General features: G+C 64.8%; 13 protein-coding genes, 3 tRNA genes and 1 pseudogene. 5 read left to right on the forward strand and 12 right to left on the reverse strand.

Annotated features, from left to right (window positions below):
* Nucleotides 1-44 precede the first annotated feature (44 nt).
* From VNM24_10855 to VNM24_10895, 9 genes and pseudogenes are all read right to left on the reverse strand, one after another.
* Nucleotides 45-1955: a SurA N-terminal domain-containing protein gene (locus VNM24_10855; protein ID HWQ39087.1), complete on the reverse strand. Its 1911-nt coding sequence runs from the start codon at nt 1953-1955 to the stop codon at nt 45-47.
* 100 nt (nt 1956-2055) lie between these two features.
* Nucleotides 2056-2132: transfer RNA gene (locus tag VNM24_10860), tRNA-Asp, on the reverse strand.
* A 14-nt stretch (nt 2133-2146) separates the two neighbouring features.
* Nucleotides 2147-2222 (reverse strand) — tRNA-Val (locus VNM24_10865).
* An 88-nt stretch (nt 2223-2310) separates the two neighbouring features.
* The gene (locus VNM24_10870; GenBank protein HWQ39088.1) at nt 2311-2583 is read right to left on the reverse strand and encodes an HU family DNA-binding protein; all 273 of its coding nucleotides are present in this window, start codon (nt 2581-2583) and stop codon (nt 2311-2313) included.
* A 263-nt stretch (nt 2584-2846) separates the two neighbouring features.
* Nucleotides 2847-5189: pseudogene (gene lon / locus VNM24_10875) on the reverse strand (endopeptidase La).
* Between the two features lie 80 nt (nt 5190-5269).
* Complete coding sequence (gene clpX / locus VNM24_10880) at nt 5270-6535, reverse strand: ATP-dependent Clp protease ATP-binding subunit ClpX (GenBank protein HWQ39089.1); 1266 nt, start codon at nt 6533-6535, stop codon at nt 5270-5272.
* Nucleotides 6536-6654: 119 nt separating this feature from the next.
* On the reverse strand, nt 6655-7296 hold the full coding sequence (gene clpP, locus VNM24_10885) for an ATP-dependent Clp endopeptidase proteolytic subunit ClpP (GenBank protein ID HWQ39090.1): 642 nt from the start codon (nt 7294-7296) through the stop codon (nt 6655-6657).
* Nucleotides 7293-8600 carry a trigger factor gene (tig, locus tag VNM24_10890; protein HWQ39091.1) on the reverse strand — a complete coding sequence of 436 codons (1308 nt, stop codon included), beginning with the start codon at nt 8598-8600 and terminating at the stop codon, nt 7293-7295. The genes clpP and tig overlap by 4 nt, the downstream gene beginning before the upstream one ends.
* A gap of 62 nt (nt 8601-8662) precedes the next feature.
* Nucleotides 8663-8747: transfer RNA gene (locus tag VNM24_10895), tRNA-Leu, on the reverse strand.
* A 106-nt stretch (nt 8748-8853) separates the two neighbouring features.
* On the opposite strand from VNM24_10895, the gene hpnC reads away from it, so the two are divergent.
* Genes hpnC through VNM24_10915 form a run of 4 tightly spaced genes read left to right on the forward strand, consistent with a single transcriptional unit; the run spans nt 8854 to nt 12583 of the window.
* Nucleotides 8854-9660, forward strand: a complete 807-nt coding sequence (gene hpnC / locus VNM24_10900) for a squalene synthase HpnC (protein HWQ39092.1) — start codon at nt 8854-8856, stop codon at nt 9658-9660.
* The gene (hpnD, locus tag VNM24_10905) at nt 9657-10490 is read left to right on the forward strand and encodes a presqualene diphosphate synthase HpnD (GenBank protein ID HWQ39093.1); all 834 of its coding nucleotides are present in this window, start codon (nt 9657-9659) and stop codon (nt 10488-10490) included. The genes hpnC and hpnD overlap by 4 nt, the downstream gene beginning before the upstream one ends.
* Before the next feature lie 19 nt (nt 10491-10509).
* Nucleotides 10510-11814, forward strand: a complete 1305-nt coding sequence (hpnE, locus tag VNM24_10910; protein ID HWQ39094.1) for a hydroxysqualene dehydroxylase HpnE — start codon at nt 10510-10512, stop codon at nt 11812-11814.
* 16 nt (nt 11815-11830) lie between these two features.
* On the forward strand, nt 11831-12583 hold the full coding sequence (locus VNM24_10915; protein HWQ39095.1) for an SDR family NAD(P)-dependent oxidoreductase: 753 nt from the start codon (nt 11831-11833) through the stop codon (nt 12581-12583).
* Here the strand turns inward: VNM24_10915 and VNM24_10920 are convergent.
* Nucleotides 12574-12984 carry a thioesterase family protein gene (locus VNM24_10920; protein ID HWQ39096.1) on the reverse strand — a complete coding sequence of 137 codons (411 nt, stop codon included), beginning with the start codon at nt 12982-12984 and terminating at the stop codon, nt 12574-12576. The genes VNM24_10915 and VNM24_10920 overlap by 10 nt on opposite strands.
* Before the next feature lie 91 nt (nt 12985-13075).
* Between VNM24_10920 and VNM24_10925 the strand changes: the two genes are divergently transcribed.
* On the forward strand, nt 13076-14731 hold the full coding sequence (locus tag VNM24_10925; GenBank protein HWQ39097.1) for an electron transfer flavoprotein-ubiquinone oxidoreductase: 1656 nt from the start codon (nt 13076-13078) through the stop codon (nt 14729-14731).
* A 78-nt stretch (nt 14732-14809) separates the two neighbouring features.
* Here the strand turns inward: VNM24_10925 and VNM24_10930 are convergent, their stop codons facing one another.
* Both VNM24_10930 and VNM24_10935 read right to left on the reverse strand, forming a co-directional pair.
* Nucleotides 14810-15571, reverse strand: a complete 762-nt coding sequence (locus tag VNM24_10930) for a slipin family protein (protein ID HWQ39098.1) — start codon at nt 15569-15571, stop codon at nt 14810-14812.
* Nucleotides 15568-16941: a nodulation protein NfeD gene (locus tag VNM24_10935; GenBank protein HWQ39099.1), complete on the reverse strand. Its 1374-nt coding sequence runs from the start codon at nt 16939-16941 to the stop codon at nt 15568-15570. Before VNM24_10935 ends, VNM24_10930 begins: the two co-directional genes overlap by 4 nt.
* Between the last annotated feature and the right edge of the window lie 74 nt (nt 16942-17015).

The following is a 17015-nucleotide window of genomic DNA, read 5'->3' on the forward strand; positions in this document are numbered from 1 at the left end:
GCGGGGCCGTCAGGCGCTGCGCTCGCCGGTCTCGCGGCTGGCGCTTACCGCGGGGGCGGTTGCAGCTTGGACTTGTCGATGCGGATCTTGGCGCCTTCGCGCATGCTGGCGACCAGCGCTGCGAACTGTTGCTGGGCGGCAAGCTGAGCGATCTGGTTACCCGCCGCCTTGATCTGGTCGGGATTCACGCTCTGCACGTCCTGCACCTTGCTGACCCTATAGATGACGAACCGGCCGTCGGAAGCGGCGACGCCCACATAAGCGGGCAGCTTGGACGCGTCCGCACCGAAGACCGCCCGCATGCCTTCCGGATGCAGCCCCTGCGGGCGCTGCAAGGTCACGGTCACTGGCGCGGACCAGCGAACGTCGACCGGCTGCCCCTTCTGCAGCTTCTCGAGCACGTCCCGCCCTTCTTTTTCGGCCCGTTCGGCCGCGCGCCGATCGCGCAGATGCTCCAGGATGTCCGCCTTCACCTGCTCGAACGGCAACGTGCTCTCGGGGGCGTGCTCCACGACCCGCGCGGAGACCAGCTGGTTGGACTGGACTTCGATCGCCTCGGTGTTGCGCCTGTTGGCGATCGATTCCTGGGAAAAGACCTGCTCCAGCAGCCGCGGATTGTTGAACAGCGCATTGGCGTTGGCTCCGGACTTGCCGATCCAATCCGTCTTCTGGATCGTGAGCTTGAACGCCTCGGCCACCGGCTGCAGGCTCTCGTACTGCTCGTAGACCATGTCGCCGAAGCGTTGTGCGGCCTCGGTGAACGCGCGTTGCATGCGTTCCTTGCGCACCTCCTCGAGCAGTTGCGCCCTGACCTTGTCGAACGGCGTGGTCACCGTAGGCTTGACGCCGTCCAGGCGGATGATGTGGTAGCCGTACTGGGTCTCTACCGGACCGCGGATCTCGCCCGGCTTCATGCTGAACACGGCGTCGTCGAAGGGCTTGACCATGAATCCGCGTTCGAATTCGCCGAGCGCTCCACCCTGTTCGGCGGAGCCCGGGTCCTGGGAAAACTTGCGGGCGAGTTCGGCAAAGCGCGAGGGCGACGCCCGCAGCTGGCTCAACACGTCCTCGGCCTGCGCCCGGGCTTTTGCCTTCTCCTCCTCGGTCGCGCTGCTCCCGGCCGCGAACAGGATGTGGCTTGCGCTGCGCTTCTCCGGCGTCTGGAACTGGCTCAGTCTGCTCTGATAGGCTTGGTGCAGCTCCTCTTCCGACACCGTCACGCTCCGGGCCGCCGCTTCCGGGGTGAGCACGACGTATTCCAGCTTGACCCGCTCGGGCACGCGAAACTCGGCGCTGTGCTCTTCGTAGTACTTCTTCGCCTCCGCCTCGGTGACCTTCGCCTGATCGCGATACCGGCTCGGCTCGAACAGCGCCTGGCTGACCTCGCGTTGCTGCTCGCGCAGTCGCACCAAGTACTCGACCACCGCATCGGGAACGAACGCCGTCCCGGCATAGACCGATTGCAGACGGGACAAAAGCACGTCCTGGCGCAGCTGATTCTCGAACATGAGTGGCGTCATTCCCTGCGCGCGCAACAGCCGCTGATAGCGCTCCGGCGAGAATTTCCCGTTCTCGTCCCGGAACGCTTCGATGCCGGCGATGATCGTCTGCAGCTCGGTGTCCGAGACCGCCATGCCCGCGCCGGCGGCTTGCGCCAGCATCACCCGGCGCTGAATCAGATCTTCGAGCACCGCTTCCTTGAATTCGGGGCTGTCGAGCTGTGCGGCGAGCTGGGGATTCTCGCGCACCGCGTCTCTCATGCGGTCCTGTGCCTGGCGTAAGGCCATGCCGAACTCCTGTTCGGAGATGCGGGTCTTTCCGACGCTGGCGATCCCGCTTCCCGCGCTGCTGTCGCGGAAGTAGAAATCGATCCCGAAGAAGGCGAACGGAGGAATGATGAGGACGCACAGCACGACCATGATCAGGCGCTTGTGCTTGGATACCAGTTCGAACATGGCTGGATTCGCTCAAGTCTGCGGCCGCCGTGCGGGCGCGCAGCGATAACAAAACTCGTGCAAACAAAAAAGGCGAACTCTCGTTCGCCTTTCGTGGGTCTGGCGGAGTGGACGGGACTCGAACCCGCGACCCCCGGCGTGACAGGCCGGTATTCTAACCGACTGAACTACCACTCCCGAAAACCGATATCTGGTGGGTGCTGAGAGGTTCGAACTCCCGACATTCGCCTTGTAAGGGCGACGCTCTACCAACTGAGCTAAGCACCCGCCGCTCCCCGAGGAGCAGCAATCGGCTGCTTCAGTGTAGCTGGCGTCCCTTGCCGAACCGCTCGCTGCCCCCGAGACGGAAAGCGCATCAGTTTACTGCATCCTTCAGCGCTTTTCCAGGTCGGAACTTGGGGACCTTGGCTGCCTTTATCTTGATGACGGCGCCGGTGCGCGGATTGCGACCGCTGCGCGCGGCGCGTTTGCCGACATAGAACGTGCCGAAACCGACCAACGTGACCATGCCGCCTTTTCGCAATGTGTTCCGGATGGCGGCCACTGCGCTGTCGAGTGCACGCTCCGCAGCCGCCTTTGAGATATCGGCCGATTTGGCGATCGACTCGATGAGTTCGAGCTTGTTCACGAACTTTCCCCTTTCTTTGTTTATGGATGGAGGACTTGCGGATGCGATTGCGGGAGCGGCGCTTGTGATCGTGGTTATAGGTGCGCGACCCGTGCGACTTTATAACAAGGCAAAAATTCCGGTGTCAAGACGAGGTCCTGAAACAAGAAAGGCGGTCGGGAAGCCCGCCGCCTTCTGCCGACGCCGTGCTCTCAGTGCTTGATCGCGCGGGTCGTCGCCGGCGTCGTCTCGATGGGCGGAATCGCCACCGGCTCGGTCTTCTCCGGCAGCGGCTCGGGTTGACGCTCGAGGGAAAGCTCGAGCACCTGGTCGATCCACTTCACCGGGTGGATGTCCAGGCGGTTCTTGATGTTGTCCGGGATCTCCGCCAGGTCCTTGACGTTCTCCTCCGGGATCAGCACGGTCTTGATGCCGCCGCGGTGCGCTGCCAGCAGCTTCTCCTTCAGCCCGCCGATCGCCAGCACCTCACCGCGCAACGTGATCTCGCCCGTCATCGCGACGTCGGCACGCACGGGTATCCCCGTCAGGGCGGATACCAGTGCGGTGGTCATCGCAATACCGGCCGAGGGTCCGTCCTTGGGCGTGGCGCCCTCGGGCACGTGAACGTGGATGTCGCTCTTCTCGAAGCAGTCGTCCTTGATGCCCAGCCTCGCGGCCCGGGCCCGCACGACCGAGCGCGCCGCTTCCACCGACTCCTTCATGACGTCGCCCAATGAGCCGGTGCGGTGGATGTTGCCCTTGCCCGGCATGACGACCGCCTCGATCGTGAGCAGCTCGCCGCCGACCTCGGTCCATGCCAGTCCCGTGACCTGGCCGACCTGGTTGGTCTTCTCCGCGATCCCGTAGGTATAGCGCCGGACCCCCAGATACTTGTCCAGATTGCGCGCGGTGACCACGACCTTCTCGTCGCGCTTCTTCATCAGCAGCGCCTTGACGACCTTGCGGCAGATCTTGGAGATCTCGCGTTCCAGTCCGCGCACCCCGGCTTCACGGGTGTAATAGCGGATGATGTCGCGAATCGCGCTCTCCGAAATCGAAAGCTCGTTCTGCTTCAGCCCGTTGTTCTTCATCTGCTTGGGCAGCAGGTAGCGCACGGCGATGTTGACCTTCTCGTCCTCGGTGTATCCGGACAGGCGGATCACTTCCATGCGGTCGAGCAGAGGCGCAGGGATGTTCATCGTGTTCGCGGTGGCCACGAACATCACGTCGGACAGATCGTATTCGACCTCGACGTAGTGATCGACGAACTTGTCGTTCTGCTCGGGATCGAGCACTTCCAGCAGCGCCGAAGCCGGATCGCCGCGGAAGTCCATCCCCATCTTGTCGACTTCGTCGAACAGGAACAGCGGGTTGCGCACGCCGACCTTGATCATGTTCTGCAGGATCTTGCCCGGCATCGAGCCGATGTAGGTGCGTCGGTGGCCGCGGATTTCCGCCTCGTCGCGCACGCCGCCGAGCGACATGCGCACGAACTTGCGATTCGTGGCGCGCGCGATCGACTGGCCGAGCGAGGTCTTGCCCACCCCCGGCGGACCGACGAGACACAGGATCGGCGCCTTCACCTTGTCGACGCGCTGCTGCACGGCCAGGTACTCGACGATGCGCTCCTTGACCTTTTCCAGTCCGTAATGATCGGCATCGAGGATCTCCTGCGCCCTGCCCAGATCGGTACTGATCTTGCTTCGCTTCTTCCAGGGCAGACTGATCAGGGTCTCCACGTAGTTGCGCACCACGGTGGCTTCCGCGGACATCGGCGACATCAGGCGCAGCTTCTTCAATTCGGCTTCGGCTTTCTGGCGTGCCTCCTTCGGCATGTGCGCGGCCTTGATGCGCTTTTCCATTTCGTCGAGGTCCGCGCCCTCCTCCAGGTCGCCCAGTTCCTTCTGGATCGCCTTGACCTGCTCGTTGAGGTAGTACTCGCGCTGACTCTTCTCCATCTGGCGCTTGACGCGCCCGCGGATCCGTCGCTCGACCTGAAGGATGTCGAGCTCCGCTTCCAGCAGCGAAAGCAGGTGCTCGAGGCGCTTCTTGATGTCAGCCATTTCCAGCACGGCCTGCTTTTGCTCCAATTTCAGCGGCAGATGCGCGGCTACGGTGTCGGCCAGACGCCCCGGTTCGTCGATCCCGGAAAGCGAGGTCAGTATCTCCGGCGGGATCTTCTTGTTCAGCTTCACGTACTGGTCGAACTGCGAGAGCATCGCGCGCCGCATCGCCTCGACTTCGGTGGATTCCACCGCTTCGACCGGCACGATGCCGGCATCGGCCGAGAAGTGCGTGCGCTCGTCGTGCACCTGCGCGATACGCGCGCGCTGCACCCCCTCCACCAGCACCTTCACGGTGCCGTCCGGAAGCTTGAGCATCTGCAGGATGTTGGCCACGCTGCCGATACCGTAGAGATCATCGGCGGAGGGCTCGTCCTTCGCGGCGGATTTCTGCGCGACCAGCAGAATGTGCTTGCCGGCCTCCATGGCCAATTCCAGCGCCTTGATCGACTTCGGGCGCCCGACGAACAGCGGGATCACCATGTGCGGAAAGACGACCACGTCGCGCAAAGGCAGCAACGGGTAGTTGACCGCGTTTTCAATGCTATGGACTGTTTCAGTCATTCGGCACCTGAGCGTTGCGAATCAGACTTCGGTTCGGGATCGCGCCGCGCAGCGTCTTTTGCACGGCCCCGGCGGACTCATCAGGCGGAGCCCGCGACCTTCGGCTGATCCGAGTAAATGAGAATCGGTTTGGCGTCGCCGTCGATCATGCCGTCGTCGATGACGACCTTCTCCACGTTCGCCATCGACGGCAGGTCGTACATGATGTCGAGCAGCACGTGTTCCATGATCGAACGCAACCCCCGGGCGCCGGTGCGGCGGGCGAGCGCCTTCCTCGCCACCGCCCTCAACGCTTCGGGGCGCACCTCGAGCTGCACGCCCTCCATGGCGAACATCTTCTGATACTGCTTGAGCAGCGCGTTTTTCGGCTCCGTCAGAATTTGGATCAGCGCCGACTCGTCGAGTTCGTCCAGCGTAGCGACTACCGGCAGGCGGCCGACGAACTCCGGGATCAGGCCGTACTTGATGAGGTCTTCCGGCTCGACTTCCTTCAGGACTTCGCCGATGTCCTTGCGGCTGTCCTTGCCGCGGACCTCGGCGCCGAAGCCGATCCCGCTCTTGTCCGAGCGCTGCCGGATCACCTTGTCCAGGCCGTCGAACGCACCCCCGCACACGAACAGGATGTTGGTGGTATCGACCTGCACGAACTCCTGATTGGGATGCTTGCGCCCGCCCTGCGGGGGGACGGAGGCGATGGTGCCCTCGATCAGCTTGAGCAGCGCCTGCTGCACGCCTTCCCCGGAGACGTCGCGCGTGATCGAGGGGTTGTCGGACTTGCGGGAGATCTTGTCGATCTCGTCGATGTAAACGATCCCGCGCTGCGCCTTCTCGACGTCGTAGTCGCATTTCTGCAGCAGCTTCTGGATGATGTTCTCGACGTCCTCTCCGACGTAGCCCGCTTCGGTCAGCGTGGTCGCGTCGGCCATCACGAAGGGCACGTTCAGCAGCCGCGCCAGAGTCTGCGCCAGCAAAGTCTTCCCGGACCCGGTCGGTCCGATCAGCAGGATGTTCGACTTGGCCAGCTCGACATCGTCCTTCTTCTGGACGGTCTTGAGCCGCTTGTAGTGGTTGTAGACCGCGACCGAAAGAATCTTCTTGGCGGTGTCCTGGCCGATCACGTACTGATCGAGAATCGCGCGGATCTCATGCGGCACCGGCAGGTCGGACTTCGCGCCCTTGCCCGGCGCTTCGGCGTGGCTTTCTTCGCGGATGATGTCGTTGCACAGCTCGATGCATTCGTCGCAAATGAACACCGAGGGACCGGCGATCAGCTTGCGCACCTCATGCTGGCTCTTGCCGCAGAAGGAGCAGTAGAGAAGCTTCTCGCCGCCGGGTTTATCTGACATACGCGCCTTTCGCCTTGCGTGCCAAGAGAACTAGGACACCGGGACGGCCACAAGTTCCGCCCCGGTCCGGCCCATGCCGCCGGCCCCATCCCGAGCCGTCCGCAAGGCTTTCGGGATTCTCAAGCCGGCACGCCGGTCTCGGTACGGCTGACCAGAACCCTGTCCACCAGCCCGTACTTTACCGACTCTTCCGCGCTGAGGAAATTGTCCCGGTCCGTATCGCGCTCGATGGTCTTGACGTCCTGCCCGGTATGCTTGGCCATCAGCTCGTTGAGCCGCGCGCGCAGGTAGAGAATTTCCCGCGCGTGAATCTCGACATCCGAAGCCTGTCCCTGAAAAGCGCCCATCGGCTGGTGAATCATGATCCGCGAGTTGGGCAGGGCGAAGCGCTTGCCCTTGGAGCCCGCCGCAAGCAGGAACGCCCCCATGCTGGCCGCCTGGCCGATGCACAGGGTGCTCACGTCGGGCTTGATGAACTGCATGGTGTCGTAGATCGCCATGCCGGCCGACACCGATCCGCCCGGCGAGTTGATGTAGAACGAAATGTCCTTCTCCGGATTCTCCGACTCGAGAAACAGCAGCTGCGCCACGATCAGGTTCGCCGTCATTTCGGTCACGGGACCCACGAGAAAGACCACGCGCTCTTTCAGCAGCCGGGAGTAGATGTCGTAGGCGCGTTCGCCCCGCCCGCTTTGCTCGATCACCATCGGGATGAGGCCCAATCCGCGGGGCTCCCAGCCCAGATCCTGATACCTGCTCATGTTGCACTTCCCATCAGATCGTCAAAGTCTATCGTCTTGTCGACGACTTGCGCTTGCCCCAGCACCCACTGGACGACGTTGTCCTCCAGCACCATGGACTCGATCTCCCGAATCCGGTCCGGCTGCTGATAGTACCAGCGCACCACCTCTTCGGGCTTCTCGTAGCTCTTGGCCAGCTCCTCGATCACCGCCCTCACCTGCTCCGGTCGCGCCTCCAGCTTGTGCGAACGCACCAGTTCGGCGACGATCAGCCCGAGTTGCACCCTGCGCCTGCCCTCGGCTTCGAAGGCTTCTCGGGGCAACGGCACCTGTTCGGGCTTCAGACCGCGCGCCTGCAAATCCCGGCGCATGCCATGCATCAGCCGCTCGATCTCCAGGTCCACCAGCGCCCTGGGTAGTTCCACCCGCACGTTCTCGACCAGGGATTTCATCACCTGGTCCTTGAGCCGCGCGGAGGTGCGCCGCTTGACCTCGCGCTCCAGATTGGCCTTCACCTCCTCGCGCATCTTCGCGAGATCCCCGCTTTCGATTCCGAGGGCCCGCGCGAAAGCGGCGTCCAAGGCCGGCATCCTCGCGGCGCTCACTTCCGTGACCTTGACCTCGAAGCGCGCGGTCTTGCCCGCTGCTTCCTTGCGGTGGTAGTCGTCGGGAAAGCGCAGCTCGAAGCTCGTCGACTCGCCCGCCCGCAGTCCGATGACGTTTCTCTCGAAATCGGGCAGCAGACGACCTTCGCCGAGCACGGCGTACTGATCCTGCGCGCTGCCGCCTTCGAAGGGCGCTCCGTCGATCGTCCCCTGATAATCCATCCGGATCCGGTCACCGCTGGCGGCGGCGGCGTCGGTCGGCTCGTACACGGTGCGCTGCTTGCGCAGGATCTCGATCGTCTTGTCGATCTGCGCCTCGCCGATGGACACGACCGGACGCTCGATCGTCAGGCTGCCCAGGTTGCCCACGACGACTTCCGGGTAGACCTCAAAGGTCGCCGTATACTCGACCTTGCCGGCCGTCCCGTCCGCAGACTTCAGCTCGATGCGGGGGAACCCCGCCACGCGCAGCTTGTTCTCGCGGACCGCTTCGCCGAAAGTCTTCTGCACCGCATCGCCGAGCACCTCCTGCCGCACCTGCCCGCCGAACTGCTGCTCGACGATGCGCAGCGGCACTTTGCCCGGACGGAAGCCATGGACCTTCACGGTTCTGGCGAGTTGCTTGAGACGGGATTCGACCTCGGCGTTGACCTCCGCGAGCGGGAAGGTCACTGACAGGCGTCGCTCGAGCGGGCTCAGCGTTTCGAGGCTAGCTTGCATTTACCCTGGCTTCTCTGGTGATATTGTGGCGAAATTGGCAGTCGCGCCCGCAGTCGCGGCTCTGGTGCGAAAGGAGAGACTCGAACTCTCACGCCTTCCGGCGCCAGAACCTAAATCTGGTGCGTCTACCAATTCCGCCACTTTCGCGACGAACGCATTTTAATATAATCGCCCCCCGCGCCGCCACCCGAGCGCGCTGCCGCGAGCCGCATCCCTCGCCGTTTTCTCCACCTTCGACTCGCACCCGGCGACCATGGGCATCCGACATTACGAGAATTTTCCGGTCGCCTCCCTGCTGCTGCCCGGACGGCTGCGTCGACCGGTAGAAACCATCTACGCCTTCGCGCGCAGCGCGGACGACTTCGCTGACGAGGGCGGCTGGACCGACGCGCAACGCCTCGCGTGGCTCGACCAGTACGCCGCCGAGTTGGACCGGCTTCAGTCGGGCGCAGCGCCCGGATCACCGCTGTTCGAGGCGCTCGCTGCGGTGGTTGCCCGTTACGCGCTGCCCCTGCAGCCGTTTCGCGACCTGTTATCGGCCTTTGCGCAGGACGTGACCAAGAAGCGCTATGCCAGTTTCGCAGAGCTCGCCGACTACTGCCGGCGATCGGCCAATCCGATCGGACGCTTGTTGCTGCATCTGTTCGGCTGCGCCGACGCGGACAACATCGCCAATTCGGACCGGATCTGTACCGCGTTGCAGCTGATCAACTTTCTGCAGGATGTTCCAGTCGATTTCGCCAAGGGCCGCATCTACCTGCCCCTCGACGAGCTGCATCGCTTTGGCGTGTCCGAGGATCAGATCGCGCGTGGCGATACTGGCGGCGCATGGCGCGACCTCATGGCCTATCAGGCCAAGCGCGCGCGAGCCCTCCTCGATCGGGGCGCCGCGCTCGGCCGAGCGCTGCCCGGCAGAGTCGGCCTGGAGCTGCGCATGATCGTCATGGGCGGTCGCCGCATCCTGGACAAGCTGCAGGCGGCCGATGGCGACGTGTTCCGGCGACGGCCGGTGCTCACGGCCCCGGACTGGGCATACATGTTCTGGCGCGCGCTGACATGACACCGGACGAGTATTGCCAGCAACGCGCGGCCGGCAGCGGATCCAGTTTCTACTACAGCTTCCTCTTCCTGCCGCCGGAGCAAAGGCGCGCCATTACCGCCCTGTACGCCTTTTGCCGCGAGGTCGACGACGTCGTCGACGACTGCAGCGATCCCGGCGTGGCGCGAATGAAGCTCGCCTGGTGGCGCACCGAGATCGCAGCGAGCTTCGCCGGTGACCCGCAGCACCCCGTGGCACGGGCCCTCGCCCGGGTGGTCAAGCAATACCATCTCCCGCAGGACTATTTCCACGACATCATCGATGGAATGGAAATGGACCTGGAACGCAACCGCTATGCGAGCTTCGAAGCCCTGGACGGTTATTGCTACAAGGTGGCCGGGGTGGTCGGGCTGATGGCCGCAGAGGTTTTCGGCTATCGAAGCGCCTCGACTCTCGATTACGCCAGGACGCTGGGCACCGCGTTTCAGCTGACCAACATCATCCGCGATGTCGGCGAGGACGCCCGCCGCGACCGCATCTACCTGCCCACCGAGGATCTCGACCGCTTCGGCGTCGCCGCGACGGACGTCCTGTCCTTGCGCGAAACCGATGCGTTCCGCGCCCTGATCGCCTTCGAGATCCGGCGCGCAAGGGCCCATTACGAACGGGCCTTGGCTCTGCTCGCGCCTCAAGACCGCCGCAGCCAGCGCGCCGGACTGGTCATGGCCGCGATCTACCGCACGCTCCTCGACGAGATCGAGGCCGACGGCTGTCGCGTGCTGTCCACGCGCGTGAGCCTCACGCCGTTGCGAAAGCTCTGGATTGCCTGGAGAACATGGCTGACCGCGTAGGTCTGGCGAGGCGCGGGGTATGAGACAAGAGCGCGCGCGCGTTGCCGTCATCGGCGGCGGATGGGCCGGCATGGCAAGCGCCGCAGAGCTGGCCGCCGCGGGAATCCGAGTCGTGGTGTTCGAAGCCGCCAAGGTGCTGGGCGGACGAGCTCGCCGAGTCGAGATCGATGGGGTTCGGCTCGACAACGGCCTGCATGTGCTGCTCGGCGCATACCGCGAGACCTTGCGCCTGATCGAGCAAGTGCGTCCGGCGAACGAAACGGCGGGACTGCGCCGCCTTCCGCTGACGCTGCGAATCGAGCCCGGGCTTCGCCTGCGCGCGGCGCCCCTTCCCGCGCCCTTGCATATGGTGGCCGCCTTGTGTCTGGCGAACGGGTTGTCTGCCGGCGAGAAAATTCGAGCCGCGCGCTTCATCCTCGCCCACAAGCGCTGCCGGTTCCGCTGCGATCCGGCGCACACGGTCGAGGCGCTGCTGGCCGCACACCGGCAGACCGGCAAACCGGCGCAGTTGCTGTGGGGCCCGCTGTGCGTCGCGGCGCTCAACACCCGCCCGGCTGAGGCGTCCGCGCAGGTGTTCCTCAATGTGCTGCGCGACTCGCTCGGCGCCGGCCGCTGCGCAGCCGACTTGTTGCTGCCCGAGACCGATTTTTCCAGCCTGTTTCCCGAGCGGGCGCGGGCGTTTGTCGAGCGGCGAGGCGGAGGAATACGTCTGGGCGTGACGGTAAAATCGCTCGGCGTCGAAGACGGCGGGTTTCGGGTCAACGAAGAGCGCGGTTTTACCCACACGATCGTTGCGGTCCACCCGCACCGGCTCGAAGCCTTGGCGAGCGGTGTCGCGGCACTGAGCAGCGCGGTCGATCAGGTGCGCCGCTATCAGTACCGGCCGATTTACTCCGTATACCTGCAGTATCCCGAACCGCTGCGGCTTCCGGCGCCGATGGTCGGCCTGGCCGGGGGATTGGCCCAGTGGGTATTCGATCGCGGCGCACTCTGCGGGCAAGCGGGGTTGATCGGGGCAGTCATCAGCGCGGACGGACCGCACGAAGCGCTGGCGCACGAAATACTGGCCCAGCGGGTGCACGGCGAACTCCTCGCCCGCTGGCCGGCTCTTCCTGCACCGCGCTGGCACCGGGTGATCGCGGAGAAACGGGCGACGTTCGCCTGCGTGCCCGGCCTGCCGCGCCCGCTCAACCGCACTGCGATGCCGCGGCTCTATCTCGCGGGCGATTACACCGACTCGGAACATCCCGCTACGCTGGAAACGGCGGTGCGCAGCGGCGTGGCCGCTGCCCGGCTTGTGCTCGAGGATCTCGGAATGCGTTGACCAGCCGAACACGAGGATGAAGGAACTGCTGAATTATCAGCCGCGGCCGGATCTGCTCTGCGGTCGCGTGATCCTGGTCACGGGCTCCTCGCGCGGCCTGGGCAAGGCGTGCGCGCTGGCCTTCGCGGCCCACGGGGCCACGGTCGTGCTGCACGGGCGACACGCCAAGACCCTTGATGCGGTGTACGACGAAATCACCTCCAAGGCGTTTCCCGAGCCGGCCTCGATCCCGCTCGACCTGGAGAAGGCGGGGACGCGCGAATACGAGCAGCTCGCCTACGCGATCGAAACTCAGCTCGGGCGCCTCGACGGCATCGTCCACAATGCGTCGCGCTTCGACAAGTTGTCGGCGCTTGAACACCAGACGGCCGAAGAATGGCGCCTCTCGCTGGAAGTGAATCTGATCGCCCCGTTCGCGCTCACGCGAGCGTGTGCGCGGCTGCTGCGCGCCGCGCCGGATGCCTCGGTAATTTACGTTTCCGAGACGCATGCCGCGACGAGCCCCGCCTACTGGGGCATTTACGCGGTTTCGAAGGCGGGCCTGGAAGCGCTGTGCCGGATCCAGGCCGACGAGTGGTCGCGTTTGCCGCATCTGCGTGCCAACGTGATCGTTCCGGGTCCCGTGGCCTCCCCGCTGCGCGCGAAAACGCACCCTGGCGAGACGTCCGCCGAGCTGCCCTCGCCGCAACGGCTGATGCCCCTGTACTTGTACCTGATGGGACCGGACAGCGTCGGCGTGAGCGGGCGGGTGTTCCGGGCTCAGGACTGAAGCCGTTCGCGCAGCCAGTCCGGCAACGGGCGCGAGCGCCCTTCGGCGATGTCGATCCAGACCATGGCCGCTTCGCACTCCGCGAAGCGCTCGGCCGGATTGTCCGCGCGCGACAGCTCATGCCACATCGCGAAACTGCTGCGGCCGGGTCGCCCCACATAAGTGGCCAGCTCGAACTCCACCGGATAGACGGCCGGCTTGAGATAGCGGCAGGAAATGCTGCCGAGGATCGGCCCTTCCGAGCCCGGTCGATAGACGATCTGCAGGCTGTCGAACCAGGAGATGCGCGCCTGCTCGAAGTAGCGGAAGTAGGCGACGTTGTTCATGTGGCCCAGCGCGTCCATCTCTCCCCAGCGCATGGCCATGCGGTCGGTGCGCACCAGCTTGCGTTGTCGTTGCACGCTCGGTCGTGCTCCGCGGGTTATGATTCCCGGCGAATTCTAAACGCTCACGGGCTTTCGGGAGGAGAGGCGATTGGCTGAACGCGAATCCATGCAATACGACGTGGTGATCGTCGGCGGCGGGCCGGCCGGGCTGTCCGCGGCGATCCGGCTCAAGCAGTTGGCCGCCGAGCGTTCGACGCAGCTCAACGTCTGCGTGCTGGAAAAGGGTTCCGAGATCGGGGCGCACATCCTGTCGGGCGCGGTCATGGATCCGCGCGCGCTCAGCGAACTGATTCCCGACTGGCAGCGACTCGACGCGCCGCTCAACACGCCGGTCACCGAAGACCGTTTTCTGTTTCTGTCACGAAACCGGGCCATCCGTACGCCGAACTGGCTGCTGCCCGCGTGCTTCAAGAACCACGGCAACTACGTCGTGAGCCTGGGCAACGTCTGCCGCTGGCTGGGTCAACGGGCCGAAGCGCTCGGCGTGGACATCTTCCCGGGTTTTGCCGCCGCCGAAGTGCTTTATGCGCCGGACGGGTCGGTCAAGGGCGTGGCAACCGGTGATGTCGGGATCGATCGCGCCGGCCGGAAGACGCAAGCCTACCAGCCGGGCATGGAGCTGCACGGCAAGTACACCTTCTTCGCGGAGGGCTGCCGAGGTCATCTGGGCAAGCAGCTGGAGGAGAAGTTCGACCTGCGGCGCGGCGCCGATCCTCAGGTCTACGGCATCGGAATCAAGGAGCTGTGGGAGATCGATCCGGCGAAGCATCAGCCGGGGCTCGTCATCCACACGGCGGGCTGGCCGCTCGAACCGGACACCTACGGCGGATCATTCCTCTACCACCTGGAAAAGAACCAGGTGGCGGTGGGCTTCGTGGTCGGGCTCGGCTACTCCAATCCTTACCTCTCGCCGTATGAGGAATTCCAGCGCTACAAAACCCACCCCGCGATCCGCCGCTTTCTCGAAGGCGGACGGCGCCTGTGCTACGGGGCGCGCGCGCTCACGGCAGGCGGCTTGCAGGCGTTGCCCAGGCTGACCTTTCCCGGCGGTGTGCTGATCGGGGACGACGCCGGGTTCCTGAATGCAGCCCGCATCAAGGGCAGTCATTGCGCGATCAAGTCGGGGATGCTGGCCGCCGAGGCGGCCTTTGGCGCCCTGCTCGCCGGACGCTCCGGCGACGAGTTGACCGCCTACCCCGAGGCCTTCCGCCGTTCCTGGTTGTACGAAGAGCTGTTTCGGGCGCGCAACTTCAAGCCGTGGATGTCGAAGGGACTCCATCTGGGAACGCTGATGGTCGGCATCGACCAACTGCTGTTCGGCGGCAAGGCGCCCTGGACCCTGCACCATCGACACGCCGATCACGAGACGTTGAAGAGAAAATCCGAGGCGAAGCCCATCGAGTACCCGAAGCCGGACGGCGTGCTGACTTTCGACCGGCTGTCCTCGGTGTTCATCTCCAACACCAACCACAACGAGGACCAGCCGATACACCTGCGGCTCAAGGACCCCGGTGTCGCGATCCGCGTCAACCTGGCGCTGTACGACGGACCGGAAAGCCGCTATTGCCCTGCCGGTGTCTACGAGTACGTCGATGATCCCGCAACGAGCCGTGAGGGGCTCGGCGGCCGGCCGGCCAAGCGCCTGCAGATCAACGCGCAGAACTGCGTGCACTGCAAGACCTGCGACATCAAGGATCCGGCCCAGAATATCGTGTGGGTCACGCCGGAAGGCGGCGGCGGGCCCAACTATCCGAACATGTAGATGCCAGGATGAAGGCGGACGGTAGCGGCCCGCATCGCAAAGCCGACGCCGCCCCGATAGGCCGGTCTGCTCGCGCCTTCAACCCTGTCTTCTGCGCAAGGCTTCCATCATCGGGCCCAGGATATCCATCGGCACCGGGAATACGATGGTGGAACTCTTGTCGCCCGCCACGCTGGTCAGCGTCTGCAGATAGCGCAGTTGCATCGCCTCGGGCTGGGCGGCCAGCGTGCGCGCCGCCTGCAGCAGCTTCTCGGAAGCCTGAAGCTCGCCCTCGGCATGAATGACCTTGGCGCGCCGCTCGCGCTCGGCCTCGGCCTGCCGGGCGATGGCGCGCACCATGGTCTCGTTCAGGTCGACGTGCTTGATCTCGACGTTGGAGACCTTGATGCCCCAGGCATCGGTCTGCACGTCGAGCGCGTTCTGGATGTCGAGATTGAGCTTCTCGCGTTCCGCGAGCATCTCGTCGAGCTCATGCTTGCCGAGCACCGCACGCAAGGTGGTCTGCGCGAGCTGACTGGTGGCTACCAGGTAGTTCTCGACCTGGATGATCGCCTTCTGCGGATCGACCACGCGGAAATAGACGACCGCGTTCACCTTCACCGACACGTTGTCGCGCGAGATCACGTCCTGGCTGGGCACGTCCATCGTGACGGTACGCAGATCCACGCGCACCATCTGCTGGATGCCGGGAATGACGAAGATCAGGCCCGGCCCTTTCACCGCCCAGAAGCGCCCGAGCTGGAACACCACGCCGCGTTCGTATTCGCGCAGCACCCGCAGGGAATAAGCCGCGATCACCACGACGAGGGTGATCACGGTCATCCAGAAGTAAGTCGTCATCGTTGTTCTCCTTTGGCTTGTTCGTCGACCACGCCCACTTCGAGTTCGAGGCCCTTGACTGCGGTGACCCTGACGGTCTGGCCGCGTTTCACCGGAACCCGAGACCGCACTCGCCAGTTTTCGCTGTGGATGCGCGCCCAGCCGGTGGAATCGAAGTCCTCGAGCGCTTCACCGAGGCTGCCGACCAGCTCTTCCGAGCCGGACACCACCGGGCGCTTGCGCGACTGCAGCGCCATGCGGATCACGAGAAAGACGAACAGCACGGTGACCGAAGCCACCCCGCCGATCACGCCCCACGGAATCGAGAACTCCGGCATTTCCGTATCCATCAGCATGACCGAGCCGACCACGAACGCGATGGCGCCGCCGATACCCAGGGCGCCGTAGGCCGGCACGAACAGCTCCGCGACGATGAACGCGATCCCGAGCAGCACCAGGGCCACCCCAGCATAATTGACCGGCAGCAACTGGAAGGCGTACAGCGCGAGCAGCAGGCAGATCGCCCCCACTACGCCCGGCAGAATCATGCCGGGATTGTAGAACTCGAAGATCAGCCCGTAGATCCCGATCAGCATCAGGATATAGGCCACGCTCGGGTTGGTGATCGTAGCCAGGAAGCGGTTGCGCCAGTCGGGCTGCACCTCGACGGTCTCGGCGTTGGCGGTTGCCAGCGTGACCGACCCGCGCTCCAGCGCGATCTTGCGGCCGTCCACCTTCTTGAGAAGGTCCGCCACGTCCGTGGCGACGAGATCGATCACCTTGATGCGCACGGCCTCCTCGGCGGGCAGGCTTACCGCTTCACGCACCGCCTTCTCGGCCCACTCGGCGTTGCGGCCGCGCAGCTGCGCCAGACCGCGGATATAGGCCGCCGCGTCGGACACCTGCTTGCGCGTGGCGGATTCGGCGGGCGATCGGGTCTGCTCCTCGCGCGCCTCCTTGTCCTTCTTGTCACGCTCCCCGCGTTGCGGCTGCCGGCCGGGATCGCCTTCGGGTCCCATGATCGGAATGGGCGTGGCCGCGCCCAGATTGGTGGCCGGCGCCATCGCCGCGATGTGGCTGGCGTAGAGGATGTAGGTGCCTGCGCTCGCCGCGCGCGCGCCGCTCGGATGCACGTAGGTCGCCACCGGCACGCGCGAGGCCAGGATGTCCTTGATGATGTCCCGCATGGCGCTGTCGAGCCCGCCCGGCGTATCCATCTTCAGCACCACGAGCTGGGCGCCGCGCTTCTGCGCCCGTTCCAGCCCGCGGCCGATGTAATCGGCCGTGGCCGGTCCGATCGCGCCGTCGACCGTGAGGACGACGACCGGCCCATCGGCCGCCAGCGCGCTCCGAATCAGGAGAATCAACCACAGCAGGCGCAAGACACGCATTTCGTGCCCTCAGGAGTTCAGGTCATGGCGCAAGCTGCTGTACGCGGGACTGCGTGCGGCTCGATCAGGAAACC

The sequence above is a fragment of the Burkholderiales bacterium genome (genome assembly GCA_035560005.1).
Lineage (GTDB): Bacteria > Pseudomonadota > Gammaproteobacteria > Burkholderiales > Eutrophovitaceae > DASRFY01.

Bases quoted from the DNA above. Each gene is read 5' to 3' on its own strand.
- VNM24_10855 (HWQ39087.1), bottom strand. From the start codon at position 1,955: ATGTTCGAACTGGTATCCAAGCACAAGCGCCTGATCATGGTCGTGCTG.
- clpX (HWQ39089.1), bottom strand. From the start codon at position 6,535: ATGTCAGATAAACCCGGCGGCGAGAAGCTTCTCTACTGCTCCTTCTGC.
- clpP (HWQ39090.1), bottom strand. From the start codon at position 7,296: ATGAGCAGGTATCAGGATCTGGGCTGGGAGCCCCGCGGATTGGGCCTC.
- tig (HWQ39091.1), bottom strand. From the start codon at position 8,600: ATGCAAGCTAGCCTCGAAACGCTGAGCCCGCTCGAGCGACGCCTGTCA.
- hpnC (HWQ39092.1), top strand. From the start codon at position 8,854: ATGGGCATCCGACATTACGAGAATTTTCCGGTCGCCTCCCTGCTGCTG.
- hpnD (HWQ39093.1), top strand. From the start codon at position 9,657: ATGACACCGGACGAGTATTGCCAGCAACGCGCGGCCGGCAGCGGATCC.
- hpnE (HWQ39094.1), top strand. From the start codon at position 10,510: ATGAGACAAGAGCGCGCGCGCGTTGCCGTCATCGGCGGCGGATGGGCC.
- VNM24_10915 (HWQ39095.1), top strand. From the start codon at position 11,831: ATGAAGGAACTGCTGAATTATCAGCCGCGGCCGGATCTGCTCTGCGGT.
- VNM24_10925 (HWQ39097.1), top strand. From the start codon at position 13,076: ATGCAATACGACGTGGTGATCGTCGGCGGCGGGCCGGCCGGGCTGTCC.
- VNM24_10930 (HWQ39098.1), bottom strand. From the start codon at position 15,571: ATGACGACTTACTTCTGGATGACCGTGATCACCCTCGTCGTGGTGATC.
- VNM24_10935 (HWQ39099.1), bottom strand. From the start codon at position 16,941: ATGCGTGTCTTGCGCCTGCTGTGGTTGATTCTCCTGATTCGGAGCGCG.